The sequence below is a fragment of the Streptomyces sp. NPDC037288 genome (genome assembly GCF_055603265.1).
Window position 1 is genome coordinate 165,111 of record NZ_JBVJVY010000002.1, and the last position, 18,469, is coordinate 183,579.

The following is an 18,469-nucleotide window of genomic DNA, read 5'->3' on the forward strand; positions in this document are numbered from 1 at the left end:
GCCGCCCGGAAGTCTGTGGGACTCGGCTCAGACCTGGGCGCCGGAGAGGCGCTCCACGGCCCGCAGCAGGGCCGAGTGGTCCAGGCCGCCGTCGCCCTGGGCGCGCAGGGAGGCGACCAGCTGGGCGACCGTGGCACCGACCGGCAGCGCGGCGCCGACGTTGCGGGCGGCGTCGGTGACGATGCCCATGTCCTTGTGGTGCAGGTCGATGCGGAAGCCCGGCTTGAAGTCGCGGTTCAGGAAGTTGTCCTTCTTGCGGGTCAGCACGGTGGAGCCCGCCAGGCCGCCGTTGAGGACGTCCAGCGCGGCCGCGAGGTCCACGCCCGACTTCTCCAGGAAGACCACGGCCTCGGCGCACGCCTGGATGTTCACGGCGACGATCAGCTGGTTGGCCGCCTTCACGGTCTGGCCGGAGCCGTGCGGACCGCACAGCACGATGGTCTTGCCGAGCGCCTCGAAGATCGGCTTGGCCTCGTCGAAGTCGGCCTGCTCGCCGCCGACCATGATCGACAGTACGGCCTCGATGGCGCCGGCCTCACCGCCGGACACCGGAGCGTCCAGCACCCGGATGCCCTTGTCCTTGGCGGCCTTCGCCAGGTCGACGGAGGTCTGCGGGGTGATCGAGGACATGTCGATCAGCAGGGCGCCCTGCCTGGCGTTCTCCAGGATGCCGTCCGGGCCGTAGGCGATGGCCTCGACCTGCGGGGACGCGGGCACCATCGTGATGACCACGTCGGCGTCGCGCACGGCCTCGGCGATGGAGGAGGCGGCCGTGCCGCCGGCGGCGGCCAGGCGGTCGAGCTTGTCCTGCTCCAGCGTGAAGCCGGTGACCTGGTAACCCGCCTTGATCAGGTTCTCGGACATGGGGGAGCCCATGATGCCGAGGCCGATCCATGCGATCTTGGGAAGGTTGCTGCTCATGATTGGAGGTGCCTCTCTCAACTGCCTTGCAAAGTCAGGGGGTTCAGCGCGCGGCGCGCGCCTCGCGCGGAAGCCAGTCGAAGGCCTCGGCGCTCGGGCGGTCGCCGGCCTTGTACTCCAGGCCGACCCAGCCGTCGTAACCGGCCTTCTTCAGCTGGTCGAGCAGCTCCTGCAGCGGGAGCGAACCCGTCCCGGGGGCGCCGCGGCCGGGGTTGTCGGCGATCTGCACATGGCCGGTCTTCGCCGCGTACTGGTCGATGACCGACGGCAGGTCCTCGCCGTTCATGGACAGGTGGTACAGGTCCATCAGGAACGTCGCGTTCCCGAGGCCGGTCGCCTCGTTGACCCTGTCCACGATCCCGACGGCGGCGGGGGCGCTCACCAGCGGGTACAGCGGTGACTCGGGCTGGTTCAGCGCCTCGATCAGCAGGATCGCGCCGATGCGGTCGGCCGCCCGGGCCGCGAGGACCAGGTTCTCCAGGGCGAGCGCGTCCTGCTCGGCCGGGTCCACGCCCTCGACGCGGTTGCCGTACAGCGCGTTGAGCGCCTGGCAGCCGAGGGAGGCGGCGAAGCCGGCGGCCACGCCGATGTTGGCGCGGAACTTCTCCGACTCCTCACCCGGGACCGACAGGGCGCCGCGGTCCGGGCCCGGCAGCTGTCCGGCGTAGAAGTTCAGCCCCGTGAGCTGGACGCCCGCGTCCTCGATCGCCTTCTTCAGGGCGTCGAGCTCGGACCGCTCGGGGGTGGGGGAGTCGACCCAGGGCCACCACAGCTCGACCGCAGTGAAGCCCGCCGCGGCGGCGGCCGCGGGACGCTCCAGGAGCGGGAGTTCCGTGAAGAGGATCGACAGGTTGACGTTGAAGCGCTGGTCTGCGAATCCCACGGGGGCCGCGCTCCCTTCCCTATATTCCGCATTGCGGAAGTTGGTTTCTGCTTAACGGAAGAGTGCCTGTGAGAGGGTCTGGCTGTCAAGAGAGCCCACGAAAAAGTGCCCCCGCGCCTGGGGCGCGAGGGCACTGGACGAGGCCTGGTCAGAGGGCGTCGACGCCGCTCACCTTCCAGCCGTGGGAGGTGCGGGCGAGCGTCATCCGCACCCGGTTCAGGTCCAGGCGGGGCTGCGGGACCTGTGTGCTCTCGGTGACCTGGTCGACGAAGAGCAGGACGACGGCCTTGTCCGGTGTGGCCGACACGACGGAGACCGCCGGGGCGCCCCCGTCGGCGGGCGTGGCCACGGTCGCCCTCACCACGCCGTGGTACTTCGTCGCGGTCGGCGCGACCACCGTCTTCGTGGTCCTGCCGTACTGGTCGCGGAAGTGCCCGGTCAGCAGGGCGCGGGCCCGGGCGAAGTCCCGGTCCAGGTGCCGGTAGTCGTACGACAGCACGACCGGTGCCGCCTTCCGCGCGGCCGCGAGGGCCTCGCCGCGGGCCTGCTCCGCGTGCCGTCCCTGCCGGTACTGCCACCCGAGTACGGCGACCACGACCAGCGCCGCCACGAGGACGACGCCCAGCACCGCGGTGAGCACGCGCCGCCCGGCCCCGGGCGCAGGCGCGCTCTCCTCCGGCCCCGCCTCAGCGGCTTCAGCGGCTTCAACCGCCTCAGCGGCCTCGGATGCCTCGGGCGCCTCGGGCTCCGGCGGGTCCTCCCAGCCGTCCGCCGGTGGCTCGATGAGCAGGGTGCGTCCGGCGGAAGCCTTCTCCTCCGGGCCGGCATCGCGCTCGGGGCGCGCCGGCCGCCCGGCGCGCTTGGCCGCCGCGCGGGCGGCCGCGGTCAGGGGGCGGCGGGCCGGGGAGCCGGTGCCGCGGGTGCGGGAGGGCGGATTCGCCACGGTGTCTCTCCTCATTGATGGCCTCACGGGCGGGTCAGCCCACGAACGCGACGTCGGAGGTCAGCCAGCGGCCGGCCACGCGCACGAGGTCGAGCTGGAGCCGGTAGGTGCGCGGCTGGCCCTCGGGCGCTGCGGTGTTGGTCACCTTGCTGTCGGCGACGACCAGGACCTGGGCCGAGCGCTCGTCGCAGCGCACGATGCCCGCTTCCAGGACCTGCCCCTGCGACACCGACTTGTTCTGCGCGACAAGCTTCGTCAACTGCTCGGTCTGCGCGGCGAACTGCTTCTTGAAGTCGCCGGTGGCGCCTGTCAGCACAGTGCGGCTGTCCCGGCCGTAGTGCCGGTAGTCGAGCGAGGTGAAGTTCAGCGCCGACTGGCGGGCCGCCGCCAGGATGTCCTGACGGCGCTCGTCCGCCCCGCGCTGGCCGGACAGCTTCAGGCCCAGCCAGACGCCCAGCACGGTCGTCACTACCGTCGCGGCGACGAGCCCCGCCGACAGCAGCCTCGTGCGCCGCCCTCTCATGCCATCGGTCCCACGAGCAGCCATTGCCAGGACTCCTTTCCGAACACGCTCTGTTCGCCGCCCGTCGAGCCGATCCCGAGGGGCGTGCCGTCCGGGCCGGTCACGGTGCCGGTCTCCGGGTCGTACGGGGCCACGAACGCGGCCTGACGCGCGCCGCCCGAACCGGTCGTCGCGCCGGGGGCGTTCTGCGCGCCGCGCACCGAGGTCCCGCTCCCGTGCGGTGCCGTGCAGCGCGCGTGGGTGTTCGCCGGGCGGGTGGCGGTGTCGGCGGGGTCGCGCCGCTGGGTGCCGTAGCCCTGGGTGCAGGCGGGCGGGTCGTCGGCGTTCACGGTCATCCCGAAGTGGGTGGTGCCGTCGCCGGGGATCACCGTGTAGCTGCCCGCCACGGTGAGGGGGAGCGTGACCAGGGCCTGTTCGACGCCGGGCAGCCGGGCCACGGTGATCTGGCCGCCGCTGACGAGGTTGGCCAGCAGGACCGGAACGTGCGGCCGCGTGGACTTCAGCAGGGAGTCGAGCTCCCGCGTGGCGGGCACCGTACTGCCGATCAGCCGGCGCAGGTCGCCGTCGCTCGACTTCAGCTGCCCGGTGATCCTGGCCAGGTCGCGGGAGAACGACCTGATCGCCGAGCCCTGCTCCGCCTGCGTCCTGAGCACCTTCCGCGACTCCTCGATCAGCGAGGTGGTCTGCGGGAGCGACGCGGACGCCGACTCCACCAGCGCGTTGCCGGAGTCCACCAGCCGGGTCAGGTTCGCTCCCGTGCCCGAGAACGCCTTGCCCAGCTCGTCGACGGTGACCCGCAGGTCGTCCTTGCCGACGGAGTTGACCAGCCGGTCGAGGCTGAGGACCAGGTCGGTGACCGGCAGCGGGGTCCGGGTGCGGCTGCGCGGGATCGGGCTGCCGTCCACGAGGTACGGGCCACCCGGCCGGCGCGGCTGGAGGTCGACGTACTGCTCGCCCACCGCCGAACGGTCGGCGACCACCGCGAGGGTGTCGGCCGGGATCCTCGGGGCGCCGTCCTGGATCTTCAGGGCCACCGAGACACCGGAGCCGGTCAGCCGCAGACCGCCCACGCGGCCCACCGGCACCCCGCGGTAGGTGACCTCGGCGCCGGGGAAGACGCCCCCGGACTCGGCGAAGTCGGCACGGACGGTGTACCCGCGGTGCAGGACGTCGTCCACCAGGCCCGTGTAGCGGGCGCCGACGTACGACACCCCGAGGGCGGTGACGGTCGCGAAGGCGAGCAGCTGGGCCCTGACCGTACGTGTGATCACGGCAGTATCCCCTTCAGCATCAGCTCGGCGAGGCCGAGGTCGATCCCGGGCGGGAGGTGACGCGCGCCGTCCCCGGTGCCGTAGGCCGCGGTGCACACCGGCGGGCACAGCGGGGTGCTGCCGTCGGAGGGCTTCGAGGGCACGGCGGGTGCGGAGGGCACGGGCGGGGTGCCCGGCAGGGACGGAGTGGCCGGAAGGGACGGCAGGGACGGGGCCGGGGTGGGGACGCCGGGAAGATGCGGGGTCCCGGGTGCCGGGGCCTGCCGCCCCCGGCCCGGCTTGCCCGCCACGTTCCCGTAGAGGTCCGCCAGATCGAGGTCGGCGGTGATCTTCAGGTTGACGTAGTCGCCCTTGATCGCGTCCGTGGCGTTGCGCGGGAACGGATAGGTGGTGAGGATCTCCAGGGAGTTGGGCAGGTCGTCACCCGCCTTGTTCAGCTCCCGCAGGATGGGCCGCAGCTTCTCGAGGTTGGCGACGGTGTCGTCCCGGGAGGCGTTCACCACCCTGGTGCCGGTCGTGCCGAGCCTGGACAGGGCGGTGAGCATCTTCGTCAGGTCCTTGTGCTGGTCGGCGAGGGCCTTCAGGGCGGGCGGCATGGTGTCGACGGCCTGAGCGATGGTCTTCTTCTCCTTCCGCAGCCGCCTGCCGAGCCGGTCGACGCCCTCGAGGGCGCGCACGATCTCGGCCCGCTGGTCGTCGAGGCCGCCGAGGAAGGTGTCGAGCTGCTTCAGCAGCGATCTGACCCGGTCCTCGCGGCCGTTGAGGGCCTTGTTCAGCTCGACGGTGATCGTCCTCAGCTGGGCCACCCCGCCACCGTTGAGCAGCGCGGACAGGGCCGACAGGACCTCCTCGACTTCGGGGTTGCGCCCGCTGCGGGAGAGCGGGACGCGGTCGCCGTCGCGGAGCCGTCCGACGGGCCGTGTGCCGGCCGGCGCGGACAGGGCCACGTACTTCTCGCCGAGCATGCTGGTCTGCCTGAGGTCGGCGACCGCGTTGCCGGGCAGCTTCACCGAGCCGGCGATCCTGAGCCGCACGCGCGCGTGCCAGCCGTCCAGCTGCACCTTCTCGACCGTGCCCACGGTGACGTCGTCGACCTTGACCGCCGACTGCGGCACCAGGTCCAGTACGTCCCGGAACTCGACGGTGACGTGGTAGGCGTGGCCGTCCGAGGCGGCGCCGCCGGGGAGCGGGACGTCGTACCAGCCGTTGAACTCGCAGCCCGTCAGCAGCAGCGAGCCGACCGCCGTCCAGGCGGCCACCTGCCCCAAGCGCCGCGCGCTCATGCCGGTGCCCCCAGGATTCCGCCGAGGGTCTTGTCGACCGAGCCCGTCGCCGCCGGAGCCGACGGCACCTCGGGCAGGGAGCCGAAGAGTTTCCTCAGCCCCGCGCAGCTGTCGTGGTCGTCCCCGGTCGTCTTCAGGATCGAGCACAGCAGGGACGCCGGATCCTGCGGTGTCTGCGCGTTGTTGCGGGTGTCGAGGGTGCCGGCGGCGGGGTTGTACGCGTTCTGCAGGTTCGACAGGCCCGTGGGGGCGACGGTCAACAGCTCCTCCAGTGCGGCCCGTTGGGTGACGAGGACCTTGGTGACCTGGGCGAGGCCCTTGACGTCCGAGGTCAGCGCCTTCTTGTTGCCCTTCACGAAGCCCGACACGTCGGTGAGGGCGGCGGCCAGGTACTTCAGCGCGGCCGCGAGATCCTTGCGCTCCCCGGCGAGCTGGGCGGCCACGTCGGCGAGGTCGGTGTTGAACGACCGCACGCTCTGGTCGTCCGAGGCCAGCGCGGCCGTGAACACCTGCAGGTTGCGCACGGTCCCGAACAGGTCGCCGCGGCCGTCGGACAGCGTGGTGACCGCCTGCGACAGGTCCTCGACGGTCCGGTTGAGGTTCTTGCCCTGTCCCCGGAGGTTGTCCGCGCTCACCCCGAGCAGCCGGGACAGCGAGCCCTTCCGGTTGGCGCCGTTCGGGCCGAGCGCCTCGGCGGTGGTGTGCAGGCTGTCGAAGATCCGGTCCAGCTCGACGGGGACGGCCGTACGGGACTCGGGGATGACGTCGCCGTCCCGCATGACCGCGCCCTTGCGGTACACCGGCAGCAGCTGCACGTAACGGTCGCTGACCACCGAGGAGTTGACGATGGCGGCCTGTGCGCCCGCGGGGACCTTGCGGCCCCGGTCGTACTCCAGCTCCACCCGCACCCGGCCGCCCTCCGGCGTGATCTTCTCGACCTCGCCGATGCGGACACCGAGGACGCGGACGTCGGAGCCGGGGTAGATGCCGACGGTGCGGGGGAAGTACGCCGTGACGTGGACGGGGTCGGGGCCCGGCCACAGGACGACGGCGAGGCCGGCGACGATGGCGAGGGCGGTGAACAGGGCCAGCAGCCTGCGGATCATCGGGTGCCTCCTGTCCGTGGCGTGACCGGGGCGGCGACCAGGTTCTGGACGTAGGAGTCGAACCAGCGGCCGTTGCCGAGGGTGTTGGTGAAGAGCCGCACGTAGGGGCCGAGCAGCCGGACGCTGCGGTCGAGGCTCGCCTGGTTGCGTCCGAGCATCTTCACGAAGGTGTCGAGGTTCTTCAGGGCGGGTCCGATCTGCTTGCTGTTGTCGTCGACCAGGCCGGACAGCTCGATGCCCAGCAGCGCGGAACTCCTGAGCAGGGTGTGGATCGCCGCGCGCCGCTTGCCGATCTCCTTGAACAGCGCGTCGCCGTCCTTCACCAGCGCGGAGAAGTCCTTGGTGTGGCCGGCCAGCACCTTGGTGACTCCGTTCGCGTGGTCGAGGAGGCCGCGCAGCGCCTTGTCACGGGAGGCGACCGTCCGGGAGATCCGCGACAGTCCCTTGATCGAGGCCCGCACCTCCGCCGGGGAGTCCTGGAAGGTGGTGGAGATCGTGTCCAGCGCCTTCGCGAGCCGGTCCGTGTCGACCTTTTCGCTGGTGGTCGTCAGGTCGCTGAAGGCCTGGACGACGTCGTACGCCGACACCGTCCGCCGGAGCGGGATCTCGCTGTCCGGCCGCAGCTGACCGGGCCCCTCGGGGCGCAGGGCCAGGTACTTGGCGCCGAGGATCGTCTTGACCCGGATCGAGGCGCCGGTGTCCGTGCCGAACGCCGGGTGGCCCTTCACCTTGAAGGTGACCCTGACGTGGTCGCCCTCCAGGTCGACGTCCTCGACCTTGCCGACCTTGACCCCGGCGATCCGTACCTCGTCCCCGGGCTTGAGCCCGCCGGCCTCCGAGAAGGCCGCGCTGTACGTGTCGCCGCCGCCGATCAACGGCAGGCTGTCGGCGTTGAAGGCGGCGACCGCGAGCAGCGCGAGGACGGTGAGACCGACGGCGCCGACGACGACCGGATTGCGCTCACGGAAGGGCTTCAGGCGCGGTCGCTTCAGCCGGAGCCCGGGCAGCCTCGGCGGCAGGACCCGCACCCTGACCAGGGGTTCGGGGCGGGTGGTGCGCCTGGGCAGCCGGGAAAGTCCCGGCAGCTTCGGCGGCAGGACCCGTACCTTCACGAGCGGTTCGGGGCGGGTGGTGCGCCTGGGCAGCCGGGGGAGTCCCGGCAGCTTCGGCGGCAGGACCCGTACCTTCACCAGTGGTTCGGGGCGGCGCACCGTGCGCCGCGTGACGCGCATGCTCATCCGCCACACCTCGCCCTTGCCACGTGCAGCTCCGGGGCGATCACCTGCTTCGTCTTCGGCAGCACGATCCGGCCGTCGAAGTCGCAGAGGTAGAAGTTGAACCACGAGCCGTAGGACGCCGTCCCGGTCAGCTTGTTCAGCTTGTTCGGCAGCCGCTTCAGGACGCCCTCCACGGTCTTCTCGTTCTTGTCCAGGTTTCCGGTGAGATCGCCCAGCCCGGCGATGTCGTCCTTCAGCGGCGGCCGCGCGTCCTTCAGCAGCCCCGCCGTGACGTCCGTGAGGTCGCCGATGCTCACCAGGGACTGCCCGATGGGCTTGCGGTCGGCGGACAGTCCCGAGATCACCCGGCGCAGCTGCGTGAGCAGCCCGGAGAAGCGGGAGCCGCGCTTGTCGAGCGTCTCCAGGACGGTGTTGAGGTTCTTGATCACCGAGCCGATCAGCTGGTCGCGGTCGGCGAGGGTGGTGGTGAGGGAGGCCGTGTGCGCGAGCAGGCTGTTCACCGTGCCGCCCTCGCCCTGGAGGGTCTTGATGATCTCGGTGGCGAGCTGGTTGACATCGCTCGGGCTGAGCGCGGCGAACAGCGGCTTGAAGCCGTTCAGCAGGGCGTTGAGGTCCAGCGCCGGCTGGGTCCGGGACAGCGGGATGGTGCCGCCGGGCCGCAGCCGGGTGGTGCCGTCGCCGGTGCCCTCGGTGAGCGCGATGTACCGCTGCCCGACCAGGTTGCGGTAGCGGACGACCGCGCGGGTGCCCGCGAGCAGCGGCCGGTCCGCGGTGACGGTGAAGGCGACCTCGGCCAGGGTCCGGTCCTTGATCCGGATGCCCTCGACCTCCCCGACCCGCACTCCGGCCACCCGGATGTCGTCACCGGTCTCCAGCCCGGTCACGTCGGTGAACACGGCGTGGTAGGTCTCCTTCGGGGTGAAGGAGATGTTGACGATGGTGGCGGCGAGCAGCGCCGTCGCCGCGATCGTGACCAGCGCGAAGAGGCTGAACTTGATCAGCGGGGCGGCGGTCTGCCGGGCTCCTGTCCGGCTCATGCGACACTCACCGCCGTTCCGCGCGCGAGCGGCCCGAACAGCAGGGTCGCGACGGGCGGGACCTTGTCGGCGGGGACGCCCATGACGGGGGCCACGAGCGAGCCGACGGCCCGTTGCTCGGCCTCGGTGGCGGACACGTTGACACCTCCGGGGAGCGCGCCGCCCGGACTTCCGGCCGACGTACCGTCGTTGAGATGGGCTTTCGGCCCGGGCACCGGCGGATGCGGCAGGCCACGGCAGTCCGGGCCCGACCGCTCGCCGTAGACCGGCTCCTCACCGGGCCGGTACGCCCCCTGCGGCCGGACGACTTCGAGGGTGATCCGCATCTCGCCGCCCCGGAAGGCGTCCTCCGAGGCCTTCTCCTGCCGGACCAGGCCCTGGAACAGACACGGGTACTCGGGGGAGTAGCGGGCGAAGAGCGCCAGCGTGGGGCGGGAGACCCGGCCCAGGGTGATCAGGCGGTCGCCGTTCTCGGACAGGAAGTCGTTCGCCGTGCCCGCCACGGCAGCGGTCGAGCGGAGCCCCGCGGCCAGCTGGTCCCGCTTCTCCACGATCGTCCGGCTGGTGGTGACCGTGTTGCGCAGGATCCGCATCAGGTCGGGCGCGGCGTCGCCGTACACCTCGGCGACGTCGGCGAAGCGCGAGATGTCCTCCTTGAGCGAGGGCAGGTGCGGGTTGAGGCGGCGCAGGTAGCCCTCCACCCGGGTGAGGTTGTCGCCGATCCGGTCGCCGCGGCCCTCCAGCGCGGTGGCGAACGCCGAGAGGGTGGCGTTCAGTTCACCCGGCCGGACGGTTCGCAGCAGCGGCAGCAGGTCGTTCATCAGCTGCTGGAGCTCGATGCCGGCCTTCGTACGGTCCTGGGTGATGACGTCCCCGGCGCGGATGGGCCGAGCCGTTGAACGGGCCGACGGCACCAGGTCGACGTACTTCTCGCCGAACAGCGTCTTGGGCAGCAGCCGCGCGTGCACGTCCGAGGGGATGGACGGGACGTACTCGGGCTTGAGCGCGATGTCGAGGGTCGCCTTCGTGCCGTCGGAGTGCACCTCGCGCACCTCGCCGACCAGCAGTCCGCGCAGCTTGACGTCGGCGCGCGGATCCAGCTGGTTGCCGAGGGTGCCGGCCTGCAGGGTGACCGGTACGACGGAGGTGAACGCCTGCTGGTAGACGGCCACCGCGAGCGACAGCAGCAGGGCGAGCACGGCGAGGAACGCGATGCCGTACAGCCGGAGTCTCAGCGTTCTCACCGGCCTCACCCCGCGATCCGTACGGTCGTGCTGGCGCCCCAGATCGCGAGGCTCAGGAAGAAGTCGAGGACGTTGACGGCGACGATGGACGTCCGCACCGCCCGGCCCACCGCGACGCCGACGCCCGCCGGACCGCCGCTCGCGTGGTAGCCGTAGTAGCAGTGCACCAGGATGATCAGCACGGCGAAGACGATCACCTTGCCGAAGGACCACAGGACGTCCACCGGCGGCAGGTACTGGTGGAAGTAGTGGTCGTACGTGCCCGTCGACTGCCCGTAGTAGCCGGTGGTGATGGTGCGTGCGGCGAGGTACGAGGAGAGCAGCCCGATCACGTACAGCGGGACCACCGCGACGAAGCCGGCGATCATCCGGGTCGTCACCAGGAACGGCAGCGACGGGACCCCCATCACCTCCAGCGCGTCCGTCTCGTCGCTGATCCGCATCGCACCGAGCTGCGCGGTGAATCCGGCGCCGACCGTCGCGGACAGGGCGAGACCGGCCACCAGCGGGGCGATCTCCCGGGTGTTGAAGTACGCCGACAGGAACGCCACGAAGTTGGAGGTGCCGAGCTGGTTGAGGGCCGCGTAGCCCTGCAGGCCCACCTCGGTACCGGTGAAGAAGGACAGGAAGGCGATCACGCCGACCGTGCCGCCGACGACGGCGAGTGCCCCGCGGCCGAAGCTCACCTCGGCGAGCAGCCGCAGGACCTCCTTCTTGTAGCGGCGCAGGGTACGGCCCGTCCATGCCAGGGAGCGGCCGTAGAAGGAGAGCTGGGTGCCCAGCTCTTCGAGCGAGCGCAAGGGGCGGTCGAGAAGTCTCATCGGCTAACCCCTCTGCGGGACGACCTGGAAGTACACCGCGGTCATCACGAAGTTGGTCACGAACAGCAACATGAAGGTGATCACCACGGACTGGTTGACGGCATCGCCCACGCCCTTCGGACCGCCCTGCGCCGTCAGCCCCTTGTACGAGGCGACGATCGCGGCGATCGCACCGAACACCAGGGCCTTGATCTCGGCCGCCCACAGGTCGGACAGCTGGGCGAGGGTGGTGAAGGACGCCAGGTAGGCGCCGGGGGTGCCGTTCTGGAGGACGACGTTGAAGAAGTAGCCGCCCGCGACGCCGACCACCGACACCAGGCCGTTGAGCAGCACGGCCACGGTCATCGAGGCCAGCACGCGCGGTACGACGAGCCGGTGGACCGGGTCGATGCCGAGCACCTGCATCGCGTCGATCTCGTCCCGGATCTTGCGCGCCCCGAGGTCCGCGCAGATCGCCGTGCCGCCCGCGCCCGCGATCAGCAGCGCGGTGACGATCGGTGAGGCCTCGCGCAGCACGGCGAGCACGGACGCGGCACCGGAGAAGGACTGCGCGCCGAGCTGCCGGGTCAGGCTGCCGATCTGCAGCGCGATGACCGCCCCGAAGGGGATCGAGACCAGCGCCGTCGGCAGGATCGTGACGCTCGCGACGAACCACGCCTGCTGGATGAACTCCCTTGCCTGGAAGGGCCGTCGGGGCAGGGCCCGCGCGACGTCCAGCGCCATCGCGAACAGGTTGCCCGAGTGCCGCAGCGCATCCGTCGGGGAGAGTCTCATGGGCTGGTCACCTCCTTCCCGTGCAGCTCGGCCTCCCGTCCGGCGATCGCCTCCCAGCGGGGCGGGCGGGTGATGCCGGGGCTCGGCAGCAGGCGGGGAGTGAGGTCCTCGACTCCGCCGCCCTCGTCGATCAGGGCCAGCTCCTGCTCGACCTGGGCCGCGTCCTTCTCCTCCGCCATGCCGATCGGGCCCTGCATCCGGCCGTTCAGGAACTGCCGCACCACGGGCTCGTCACTGGTGAGCAACTCCTCGCGGGGCCCGAACATCACCAGCTCGCGCCGGAACAGCAGCCCGATGTTGTCGGGCACCTGGCGGGCCGAGGCGATGTCGTGGGTGACGATCAGGAACGTCGCGTCGATCTGTGCGTTGAGGTCGACGATGAGCTGGTTGAGGTAGGCCACGCGGACCGGGTCCAGGCCCGAGTCCGGCTCGTCGAACAGGATGATCTCCGGGTCGAGGACCAGGGCGCGGGCGAGCCCGGCGCGCTTGCGCATACCGCCGGAGATCTCGCCGGGCAGCTTGCCCTCGGCGCCGATCAGCCCGACCATCTCCATCTTCTCCAGCACGACGCGCCGGATCTCGCTCTCGGACCTGCGGGTGTGCTCGCGCAGCGGGAAGGCGATGTTGTCGTACAGGTTCATCGAGCCGAACAGCGCGCCGTCCTGGAACAGCACACCGAACAACTTCCGCACCTCGTACAGGTCGCGCTCGCGCAGCCGGGTGATGTCCCGGCCCTGGATCGTGATCGAGCCGCGCTCCGGTCTCAGCAGCCCGACGAGCGTCTTGAGGAACACCGACTTGCCCGTCCCCGAGGGGCCGAGCATCACCGAGACCTCCCCGGCGGGCAGCGTCAGCGAGACGTCCTGCCAGATGACCTGGTGGCCGAAGGACTTGGTCAGCCCCTCCACACAGATCTCCACACCCATCCGGTCCCACCCTTCGCCCGTGGAGCAGCTCCGACACCTGCTCTACGGGGAGGGGCGGGGCGTCCGTCGCGGCGACCGGGAAGTTTTTTCCGGACGCGTCGCCTGGGTGTTACGGCAGCTTTACGGAAGGCGCGCTCGGGGTCGGTACGGGAAGAGGAGCGGACCGGAGCGCGGGCGCCGGGGGCGGCGCCTGCACCGGGGGGACCGTCGGGAGGGACGGCACCGACGGCACCGCGGACCTCACCGGCAGCCGCGGAAGCGGAGGCGTCGAGACCTTCGGGAGGGGCGGCACGGACAGCGGCGCGGCGGACTCGCCGGTGGACGGCCGGACCGTGGTCCGGTCCGGGGCCGCCGGCGTCCTGCGCGTCCGCGGAACGTGCGCCCGCCCGGTGCGGTCGTCGGGGAGCACCTGCGCCACCCCCCGGGACTGTGCCGACCGCGGCGCCGGAGCCGGCGCGCCGCCGCCCCCGCCGAGCGCGTACGGCAGCACGAACCCCGCCACCGCCAGGGTCGCCGCCGTCGAGGTGACCGCCACGGCCTGCATCTTGCCGCCGCCGCCCGGACGCCCGCGCCCGACCAGGAACAGGGCGAGGCCGAGCGTCCCGGCGAGCGAGGCGCGCAGCGTCCGCCGGGCCCGGGCGAGCAGCGACTCGACGGTCCGGTAGCTGAGCCCCATCCGCACCGCGACCTGGCTCACGTCCAGGTCCTCGGACTTCAGCCGCAGTGCCTCCGCCTGCCGGGCGGGCAGCTCCCCGCTGCGCACGGCCAGCCACCTGGCCTCGGCCCGGTCGCACACCGCCTCCTCGACGGGGACCGGGCCCGGCGCGACGAGCGTGGGACGGCTGCCCACCTCGGCCTCGCGGTTGACCTGCCGGTACCGGTCGACGCACAGCCGCATCGTCACCGTCGTCAGCCAGGCGCCGAGCCGCTCGTCGTCGAGGTCCGGGCGCTCCGCGGCCCGCAGCATCGCCTCGTGCACGGCGTCCTCGGCGTCCTCCTGGCTCATCGAGCGCCGCCGGGCCACCTTGAGCAACTGCTCGCGGTGGCTCCACATGCGCTGCCACCGCTCGTCGGCGGCCACCGCGTCCGTAGGCATGTCCGTCGCCATGAGGGCCCCTTCGCGCTCACCCGCCGGTCCTGTGCTCCCGGCGGGTGGCGACATTACCGCCGAGTATCCGCGGTTGTGGAGGGGGAGGCGCTCATCGTGTTCCAGCCGTTGCCGGGCCTAGCCGTTGCTGGTCACAGGCCCCGCGTCGGGCAGCACGCCGCCGCCGGGCAGCGTGAGGGCGGGTCGGGGGACCGGGAGCGGCGGCGCCTCGGACTCCACCGGGGCGGCGGCCGTACGGGACGGGGCGGGCGAGGGCGGGGCGGGCGGCGCCGACGGCGTGCGCGAGGGCCCGGGGCCCGGCTCGCGGTCGTCCGACGGCTTCGGTGACGGCTTCGGCGAGGGCTTCGGGGCCTTCGGGCGGGACGGCTTCGGCCGGTCCCGGGACTCGGCGCCGGAGCCCGCGGGCGCGTCCGGCACCACGCGGTGTCCGGTCAGGTAGTACGCGTACCAGGCCTTGACCGTGCGCAGATAGGCGTCCGAGTGGTTGTAACCCAGGATCGCCCGGTCCAGGTCCGCGGGGTTCGACAGGTCCCGGCCGCCCGCGCACAGGTAGCGGCCGGCGGCGAGCGCCGCGTCGTAGACGTTGTCCGGGTCCGCCTGCCCGTCGCCGTTGCCGTCCGTGCCCCAGTGGGCCCAGGTCGACGGGATGAACTGCATCGGACCGACCGCGCGGTCGTACACCGCGTCCCCGTCGTACACGCCGCCGTCGGTGTCCGCCACGACGGCGAAGGCGCCGCCGGACAGCCGGGGACCGAGGATGGGCGGCACGGCCGTACCGTCCGGGGTCACCCGGCCGCCCCGCGCCTGCCCGGACTCCACCTGCCCGATCGCGGCCAGCAGCTGCCAGCGCAGCCGGCAGCCGGGCGCGGTGCGCGCCAGCTGCTCCTCGGCACGCCGGTAGGCGGCGAACACGCTCGCCGGCAGGGGGCCGCCCGTCATGCGCCGTGCCGAGCCCTTCTCGCGCCTGCGCAGCGGCGGTAGCCCGGTGCGGTAGGGGGTGTCGCCGGACACGCTGGGCCCGTGCCCGGCGGGTGCCGCCTGCGGCGTGGGCTCCGCGGCCTCGGCCAAGACCGCTCCCGGCGCCTGCGACGCGGTCATCGCGGCCATCGCCGCGACCGCGACCGCCGTCCCCTTCGCACCCCTCAGTGCCCCCTTGCGTGCACGCGCTGTCACTGTGCAGTCCCCTCCCCGGGTGAATCCGTCGTCCGTTCTACGCGGCCGCACGGCCAGTCCGTCGCACGGATCCGGGAGCGGCCCGCTTCGGGAGCCGGGCCGGCACGCGTGTCCGTTAAGGTCTCACCAAGCGGTCGGGGCGGTCACCGACCCCGATCGCCGGCCCGCCGGAACGCAGCGGGCCGGAACAGCTGCCATGGGGGCACAGTGCGACTGAGAGTGGAGTTCACGACGGAGCCTTTCGATCTCGACGAGGCGCCCGCGCACGCGCTGGTCGCCCGCGAGGTCATCGAGGCGGCGAAGCTGGACGCGGTGGACGTCGGCCCGTTCGGCAACACCGCGGAGGGTGGTGCCGACGCGGTCCTCACGGCCGTGGACGCCCTGCTGCGCAAGTCGCTGGAGGCCGGCGCCACCCGGGTCTCGCTCCAGGTCAACGTGATCGGGGACGCGAGCGGGGAGGGCGACAGGTGAGCGCGGACGAGCCCTTCATCACGGCCGTGAAGCCGCTGGTCGACGCCATGGGCGGGGAGATGCTCCCGCCGGACGAGGCCGGCCCCGAGGACGTCGTCCTGGCCTGGGAGGGTGTCGACGTCGTCGCCGTACGCCTGCCCCAGCTGGCCGACTCCCTCGACCACATCCTGGCCGCCATGGAGCGCAGGCGCGGCAAGCCGCTGGCCGAGCTGGACCGCAAGTCCAAGCAGGAGATGGTGCGGATACTGGAGGCGCGTGGCGCCTTCGCGGTGCGCCACGGTGTGGAGACCGTGGCGAGCGCGCTCGGCGTGAGCCGCTTCACGGTCTACAACTACCTCAACCGCGAGAAAGAGGGCTGACCGCCATTCGGGACGCCGCCCCGAATTTTCAACAAAGTGTTGACGTGGTGTTTCGGAGAGCGTTAGCTACAGGCAGCCCGTTCAGCACGAAGGCCGCATCCGGCCACGGAGGCTCCCGTGACTTCGACTTCCACGCCCCCGGGCCTGGCCCGGTTCAACGACCTGGAGGAGCGCGCGGCCCTCGCCGCCCTCCACGAGGCGTGTGCCTCCACCGAGTGGGCCCGCCGACTGCTCGCCGCCCGCCCCTACGCCACCGCGGACGCGCTCTACGCCGCCAGCGACGCCGCCATGGCCGAGCTGGGCACCGCGGACCTCGAGGAGGCGATGGCCGGGCACCCGCCGATCGGGCGGCCCAAGCCCGGCGACCCCACCTCCGCCCGCGAGCAGCGCGGCATGGCCGGCGCCTGCGAGGAGCTCAAGGCCGAGATACTCGAACTGAACCTGGCCTACCAGGAGAAGTTCGGCCATGTGTTCCTCATCTGCGCCACCGGCCGGACCGGCGAGCAGATGCGGGACGCGGTCAAGGAGCGGATCGGGAACGCCCCGGAGCAGGAGCGGGAGATCGTCCGCACCGAGCTGGGCAAGATCAACCGCATCCGACTGGCCCGACTCGTCGAAGAGGACGCCTGACACCATGAGCACCAGCACCACCGCCTCCGTGTCCACCCACATCCTGGACACCTCGATCGGCCGCCCCGCCGAGGGAGTCGCCGTCCGGCTCAGCGCCCGTAGCGGCCGCGCGGCGGACTGGCAGGCGCTCGGCGGCTCCGCGACCGACGCCGACGGCCGGTGCAAGGACCTGCCGGCCCTGCCGGAGGGGACCACACACGTACGGCTCGACTTCGCGGTGGAGCCGTATTTCGAGAAGAAGCAAGCCGATGCGCAGCAGGACGCCCCCGCGAATCGGGACAGCGGGCCGGCGGTGTTCTTCCCGGAGGTGGCGATCACGTTCGCCGTCGTACCGGGCGAGCACTACCACGTACCGCTGCTGCTCAACCCGTTCGGCTACTCCGTTTACCGAGGGAGCTAGCTAAATGCCGACCATCCTGGGACAGAACCAGTACGGCAAGGCCGAGAACCGAGTCGTAAAGATCACGCGGGACGGCGCCACCCACCACATCAAGGACCTCAACGTCTCCGTCGCGCTGAGCGGCGACATGGAGGAGGTCCACTACTCCGGCTCCAACGCCAACTGCCTGCCGACCGACACCACCAAGAACACGGTGTACGCGTTCGCCAAGGAGTACGGCATCGAGTCCGCCGAGCAGTTCGGCATCCACCTCGCCCGTCACTTCGTCACCTCGCAGGAGCCGATCCACCGCGCCCGGATCCGCATCGAGGAGTACGCCTGGGAGCGGATCGAGACCTCCGACGCCAACTCCAAGTTCATCGGCGCCGACGAGGTCAAGCACTCCTTCGTCCGCAAGGGCCAGGAGACCCGCGTCACCCAGGTCACCTACGACGGGGAGAAGTGGGAGGTCGTCTCCGGCCTGAAGGACCTGGTCGTGATGAACTCGACGAACTCCGAGTTCTGGGGTTACGTCAAGGACAAGTACACGACCCTGCAGGAGGCGTACGACCGCATCCTGGCCACCCAGGTCTCCGGCCGCTGGCGGTTCAACTGGACCGACGACGAGCAGAAGATGCCCCACTGGGAGAAGTCCTACGAGCAGGTCAAGAAGCACATGCTCCAGGCCTTCGCCGAGACCTACTCCCTCTCCCTGCAGCAGACGCTGTACCAGATGGGTGCGCGCATCATCAACAACCGCAGCGAGATCGACGAGGTCCGCTTCTCGCTGCCGAACAAGCACCACTTCCTGGTCGACCTGGAGCCCTTCGGGCTCAAGAACGACAACGAGGTCTACTTCGCCGCCGACCGGCCCTACGGCCTGATCGAGGCGACCATCCTCCGGGACGGCTGCGAGCCGAAGATCCCGGTCGACATGACCAACCTCTGACGCGGGACGCGTGTCCCCGGCCCCGCCCGCCCGGGCCGGGGACACGCCACACCGGAGGGAACACCATGGCACAGCCTGCGCAGGGGCCCGCCGAAGCCCCCTGTTCCACCCCGCCGGTGCACAGCGAGGACGCGGTGGCGTCCGTGCACCCGGCGGACGAGAGGCCTCCCGTCTCGCGGCTCGTCCCCGCCGCGCTTTGGCACGCCGCCGCGGTGTACGCGGGCCAGGCCACCCCTGCGCTCGGCACCGGCGCCATCCCGCCGGCCGCACCGGCCTTCCACGCCGGCCTCCCGGCCCGGGCGCGGACCGTGCTCGGCCGCGGGATCAGCGCGGGCGCGCTCGTCGCGGTCCCGCTCCACCTGTTCTTCCATCACCTCGGCACCCGGGGCCGCCCACCGGCTCCGGCACTCAAATCCTCCTAGGGTCCTGC

General features: G+C 71.7%; 20 protein-coding genes and 1 pseudogene. 6 read left to right on the forward strand and 15 right to left on the reverse strand.

Translation table 11 applies throughout. From position 1 onward, the window contains the following. Window positions 1-27: 27 nt before the first annotated feature. The 15 genes from ACZ7GZ_RS03090 to ACZ7GZ_RS03160 all read right to left on the reverse strand — a co-directional run bounded on the left by ACZ7GZ_RS03090 (window position 28) and on the right by ACZ7GZ_RS03160 (window position 15,251). A complete protein-coding gene (locus ACZ7GZ_RS03090) occupies window positions 28-921 on the reverse strand; it encodes a 2-hydroxy-3-oxopropionate reductase (protein WP_471020467.1) in 894 nt (297 codons plus the stop codon). A 43-nt stretch (window positions 922-964) separates the two neighbouring features. Then, window positions 965-1,804: a TIM barrel protein gene (locus ACZ7GZ_RS03095; RefSeq protein WP_471020469.1), complete on the reverse strand. Its 840-nt coding sequence runs from the start codon at window positions 1,802-1,804 to the stop codon at window positions 965-967. A 148-nt stretch (window positions 1,805-1,952) separates the two neighbouring features. Further along, window positions 1,953-2,747 (reverse strand): hypothetical protein, encoded by a 795-nt coding sequence (locus ACZ7GZ_RS03100; protein ID WP_471020470.1) that lies wholly within the window; start codon window positions 2,745-2,747, stop codon window positions 1,953-1,955. Window positions 2,748-2,781: 34 nt separating this feature from the next. After that, window positions 2,782-3,294 carry a hypothetical protein gene (locus ACZ7GZ_RS03105; protein ID WP_471020472.1) on the reverse strand — a complete coding sequence of 171 codons (513 nt, stop codon included), beginning with the start codon at window positions 3,292-3,294 and terminating at the stop codon, window positions 2,782-2,784. Continuing rightward, window positions 3,267-4,541 carry an MCE family protein gene (locus ACZ7GZ_RS03110; protein WP_471020473.1) on the reverse strand — a complete coding sequence of 425 codons (1,275 nt, stop codon included), beginning with the start codon at window positions 4,539-4,541 and terminating at the stop codon, window positions 3,267-3,269. The genes ACZ7GZ_RS03105 and ACZ7GZ_RS03110 overlap by 28 nt, the downstream gene beginning before the upstream one ends. Continuing rightward, the gene (locus tag ACZ7GZ_RS03115; RefSeq protein WP_471020475.1) at window positions 4,538-5,824 is read right to left on the reverse strand and encodes an MCE family protein; all 1,287 of its coding nucleotides are present in this window, start codon (window positions 5,822-5,824) and stop codon (window positions 4,538-4,540) included. Before ACZ7GZ_RS03115 ends, ACZ7GZ_RS03110 begins: the two co-directional genes overlap by 4 nt. Continuing rightward, window positions 5,821-6,930, reverse strand: a complete 1,110-nt coding sequence (locus ACZ7GZ_RS03120) for an MCE family protein (protein WP_471020477.1) — start codon at window positions 6,928-6,930, stop codon at window positions 5,821-5,823. The genes ACZ7GZ_RS03115 and ACZ7GZ_RS03120 overlap by 4 nt, the downstream gene beginning before the upstream one ends. Continuing rightward, window positions 6,927-7,907: an MCE family protein gene (locus tag ACZ7GZ_RS03125; RefSeq protein WP_471020773.1), complete on the reverse strand. Its 981-nt coding sequence runs from the start codon at window positions 7,905-7,907 to the stop codon at window positions 6,927-6,929. Before ACZ7GZ_RS03125 ends, ACZ7GZ_RS03120 begins: the two co-directional genes overlap by 4 nt. A 257-nt stretch (window positions 7,908-8,164) precedes the next feature. Continuing rightward, complete coding sequence (locus ACZ7GZ_RS03130) at window positions 8,165-9,205, reverse strand: MCE family protein (RefSeq protein ID WP_471020478.1); 1,041 nt, start codon at window positions 9,203-9,205, stop codon at window positions 8,165-8,167. Next, window positions 9,202-10,449: an MCE family protein gene (locus ACZ7GZ_RS03135; protein WP_471020479.1), complete on the reverse strand. Its 1,248-nt coding sequence runs from the start codon at window positions 10,447-10,449 to the stop codon at window positions 9,202-9,204. Before ACZ7GZ_RS03135 ends, ACZ7GZ_RS03130 begins: the two co-directional genes overlap by 4 nt. A 5-nt stretch (window positions 10,450-10,454) precedes the next feature. Beyond that, the gene (locus ACZ7GZ_RS03140) at window positions 10,455-11,270 is read right to left on the reverse strand and encodes an MlaE family ABC transporter permease (protein WP_471020480.1); all 816 of its coding nucleotides are present in this window, start codon (window positions 11,268-11,270) and stop codon (window positions 10,455-10,457) included. Window positions 11,271-11,273: 3 nt separating this feature from the next. Beyond that, a complete protein-coding gene (locus ACZ7GZ_RS03145) occupies window positions 11,274-12,044 on the reverse strand; it encodes an MlaE family ABC transporter permease (RefSeq protein WP_471020481.1) in 771 nt (256 codons plus the stop codon). After that, window positions 12,041-12,970: an ABC transporter ATP-binding protein gene (locus ACZ7GZ_RS03150; protein WP_471020482.1), complete on the reverse strand. Its 930-nt coding sequence runs from the start codon at window positions 12,968-12,970 to the stop codon at window positions 12,041-12,043. The genes ACZ7GZ_RS03145 and ACZ7GZ_RS03150 overlap by 4 nt, the downstream gene beginning before the upstream one ends. Before the next feature lie 109 nt (window positions 12,971-13,079). After that, complete coding sequence (locus ACZ7GZ_RS03155) at window positions 13,080-14,078, reverse strand: RNA polymerase sigma factor (RefSeq protein WP_471020484.1); 999 nt, start codon at window positions 14,076-14,078, stop codon at window positions 13,080-13,082. Window positions 14,079-14,195: 117 nt separating this feature from the next. Next, window positions 14,196-15,251 carry a lytic transglycosylase domain-containing protein gene (locus ACZ7GZ_RS03160; RefSeq protein WP_471020486.1) on the reverse strand — a complete coding sequence of 352 codons (1,056 nt, stop codon included), beginning with the start codon at window positions 15,249-15,251 and terminating at the stop codon, window positions 14,196-14,198. Window positions 15,252-15,458: 207 nt separating this feature from the next. Here ACZ7GZ_RS03160 and ACZ7GZ_RS03165 point away from each other — a divergent pair, with 207 nt between their 5' ends. From ACZ7GZ_RS03165 to ACZ7GZ_RS03190, 6 genes and pseudogenes are all read left to right on the forward strand, one after another. Beyond that, window positions 15,459-15,722 carry a YkoF family thiamine-binding protein gene (locus tag ACZ7GZ_RS03165; protein ID WP_471020489.1) on the forward strand — a complete coding sequence of 88 codons (264 nt, stop codon included), beginning with the start codon at window positions 15,459-15,461 and terminating at the stop codon, window positions 15,720-15,722. A gap of 47 nt (window positions 15,723-15,769) precedes the next feature. Further along, window positions 15,770-16,081 (forward strand): helix-turn-helix domain-containing protein, encoded by a 312-nt coding sequence (locus tag ACZ7GZ_RS03170; protein ID WP_471020774.1) that lies wholly within the window; start codon window positions 15,770-15,772, stop codon window positions 16,079-16,081. 117 nt (window positions 16,082-16,198) lie between these two features. Beyond that, window positions 16,199-16,711 carry a 2-oxo-4-hydroxy-4-carboxy-5-ureidoimidazoline decarboxylase gene (gene uraD / locus ACZ7GZ_RS03175; RefSeq protein WP_471020492.1) on the forward strand — a complete coding sequence of 171 codons (513 nt, stop codon included), beginning with the start codon at window positions 16,199-16,201 and terminating at the stop codon, window positions 16,709-16,711. Window positions 16,712-16,715: 4 nt separating this feature from the next. Next, on the forward strand, window positions 16,716-17,111 hold the full coding sequence (uraH, locus tag ACZ7GZ_RS03180; protein ID WP_471020494.1) for a hydroxyisourate hydrolase: 396 nt from the start codon (window positions 16,716-16,718) through the stop codon (window positions 17,109-17,111). Between the two features lie 4 nt (window positions 17,112-17,115). After that, window positions 17,116-18,039, forward strand: coding sequence for a factor-independent urate hydroxylase (pucL, locus tag ACZ7GZ_RS03185; RefSeq protein ID WP_471020497.1), 924 nt, complete (start codon window positions 17,116-17,118; stop codon window positions 18,037-18,039). Between the two features lie 236 nt (window positions 18,040-18,275). Beyond that, window positions 18,276-18,461, forward strand: a pseudogene (locus tag ACZ7GZ_RS03190) (purine permease); the annotation flags it as partial. Window positions 18,462-18,469: the final 8 nt, after the last annotated feature.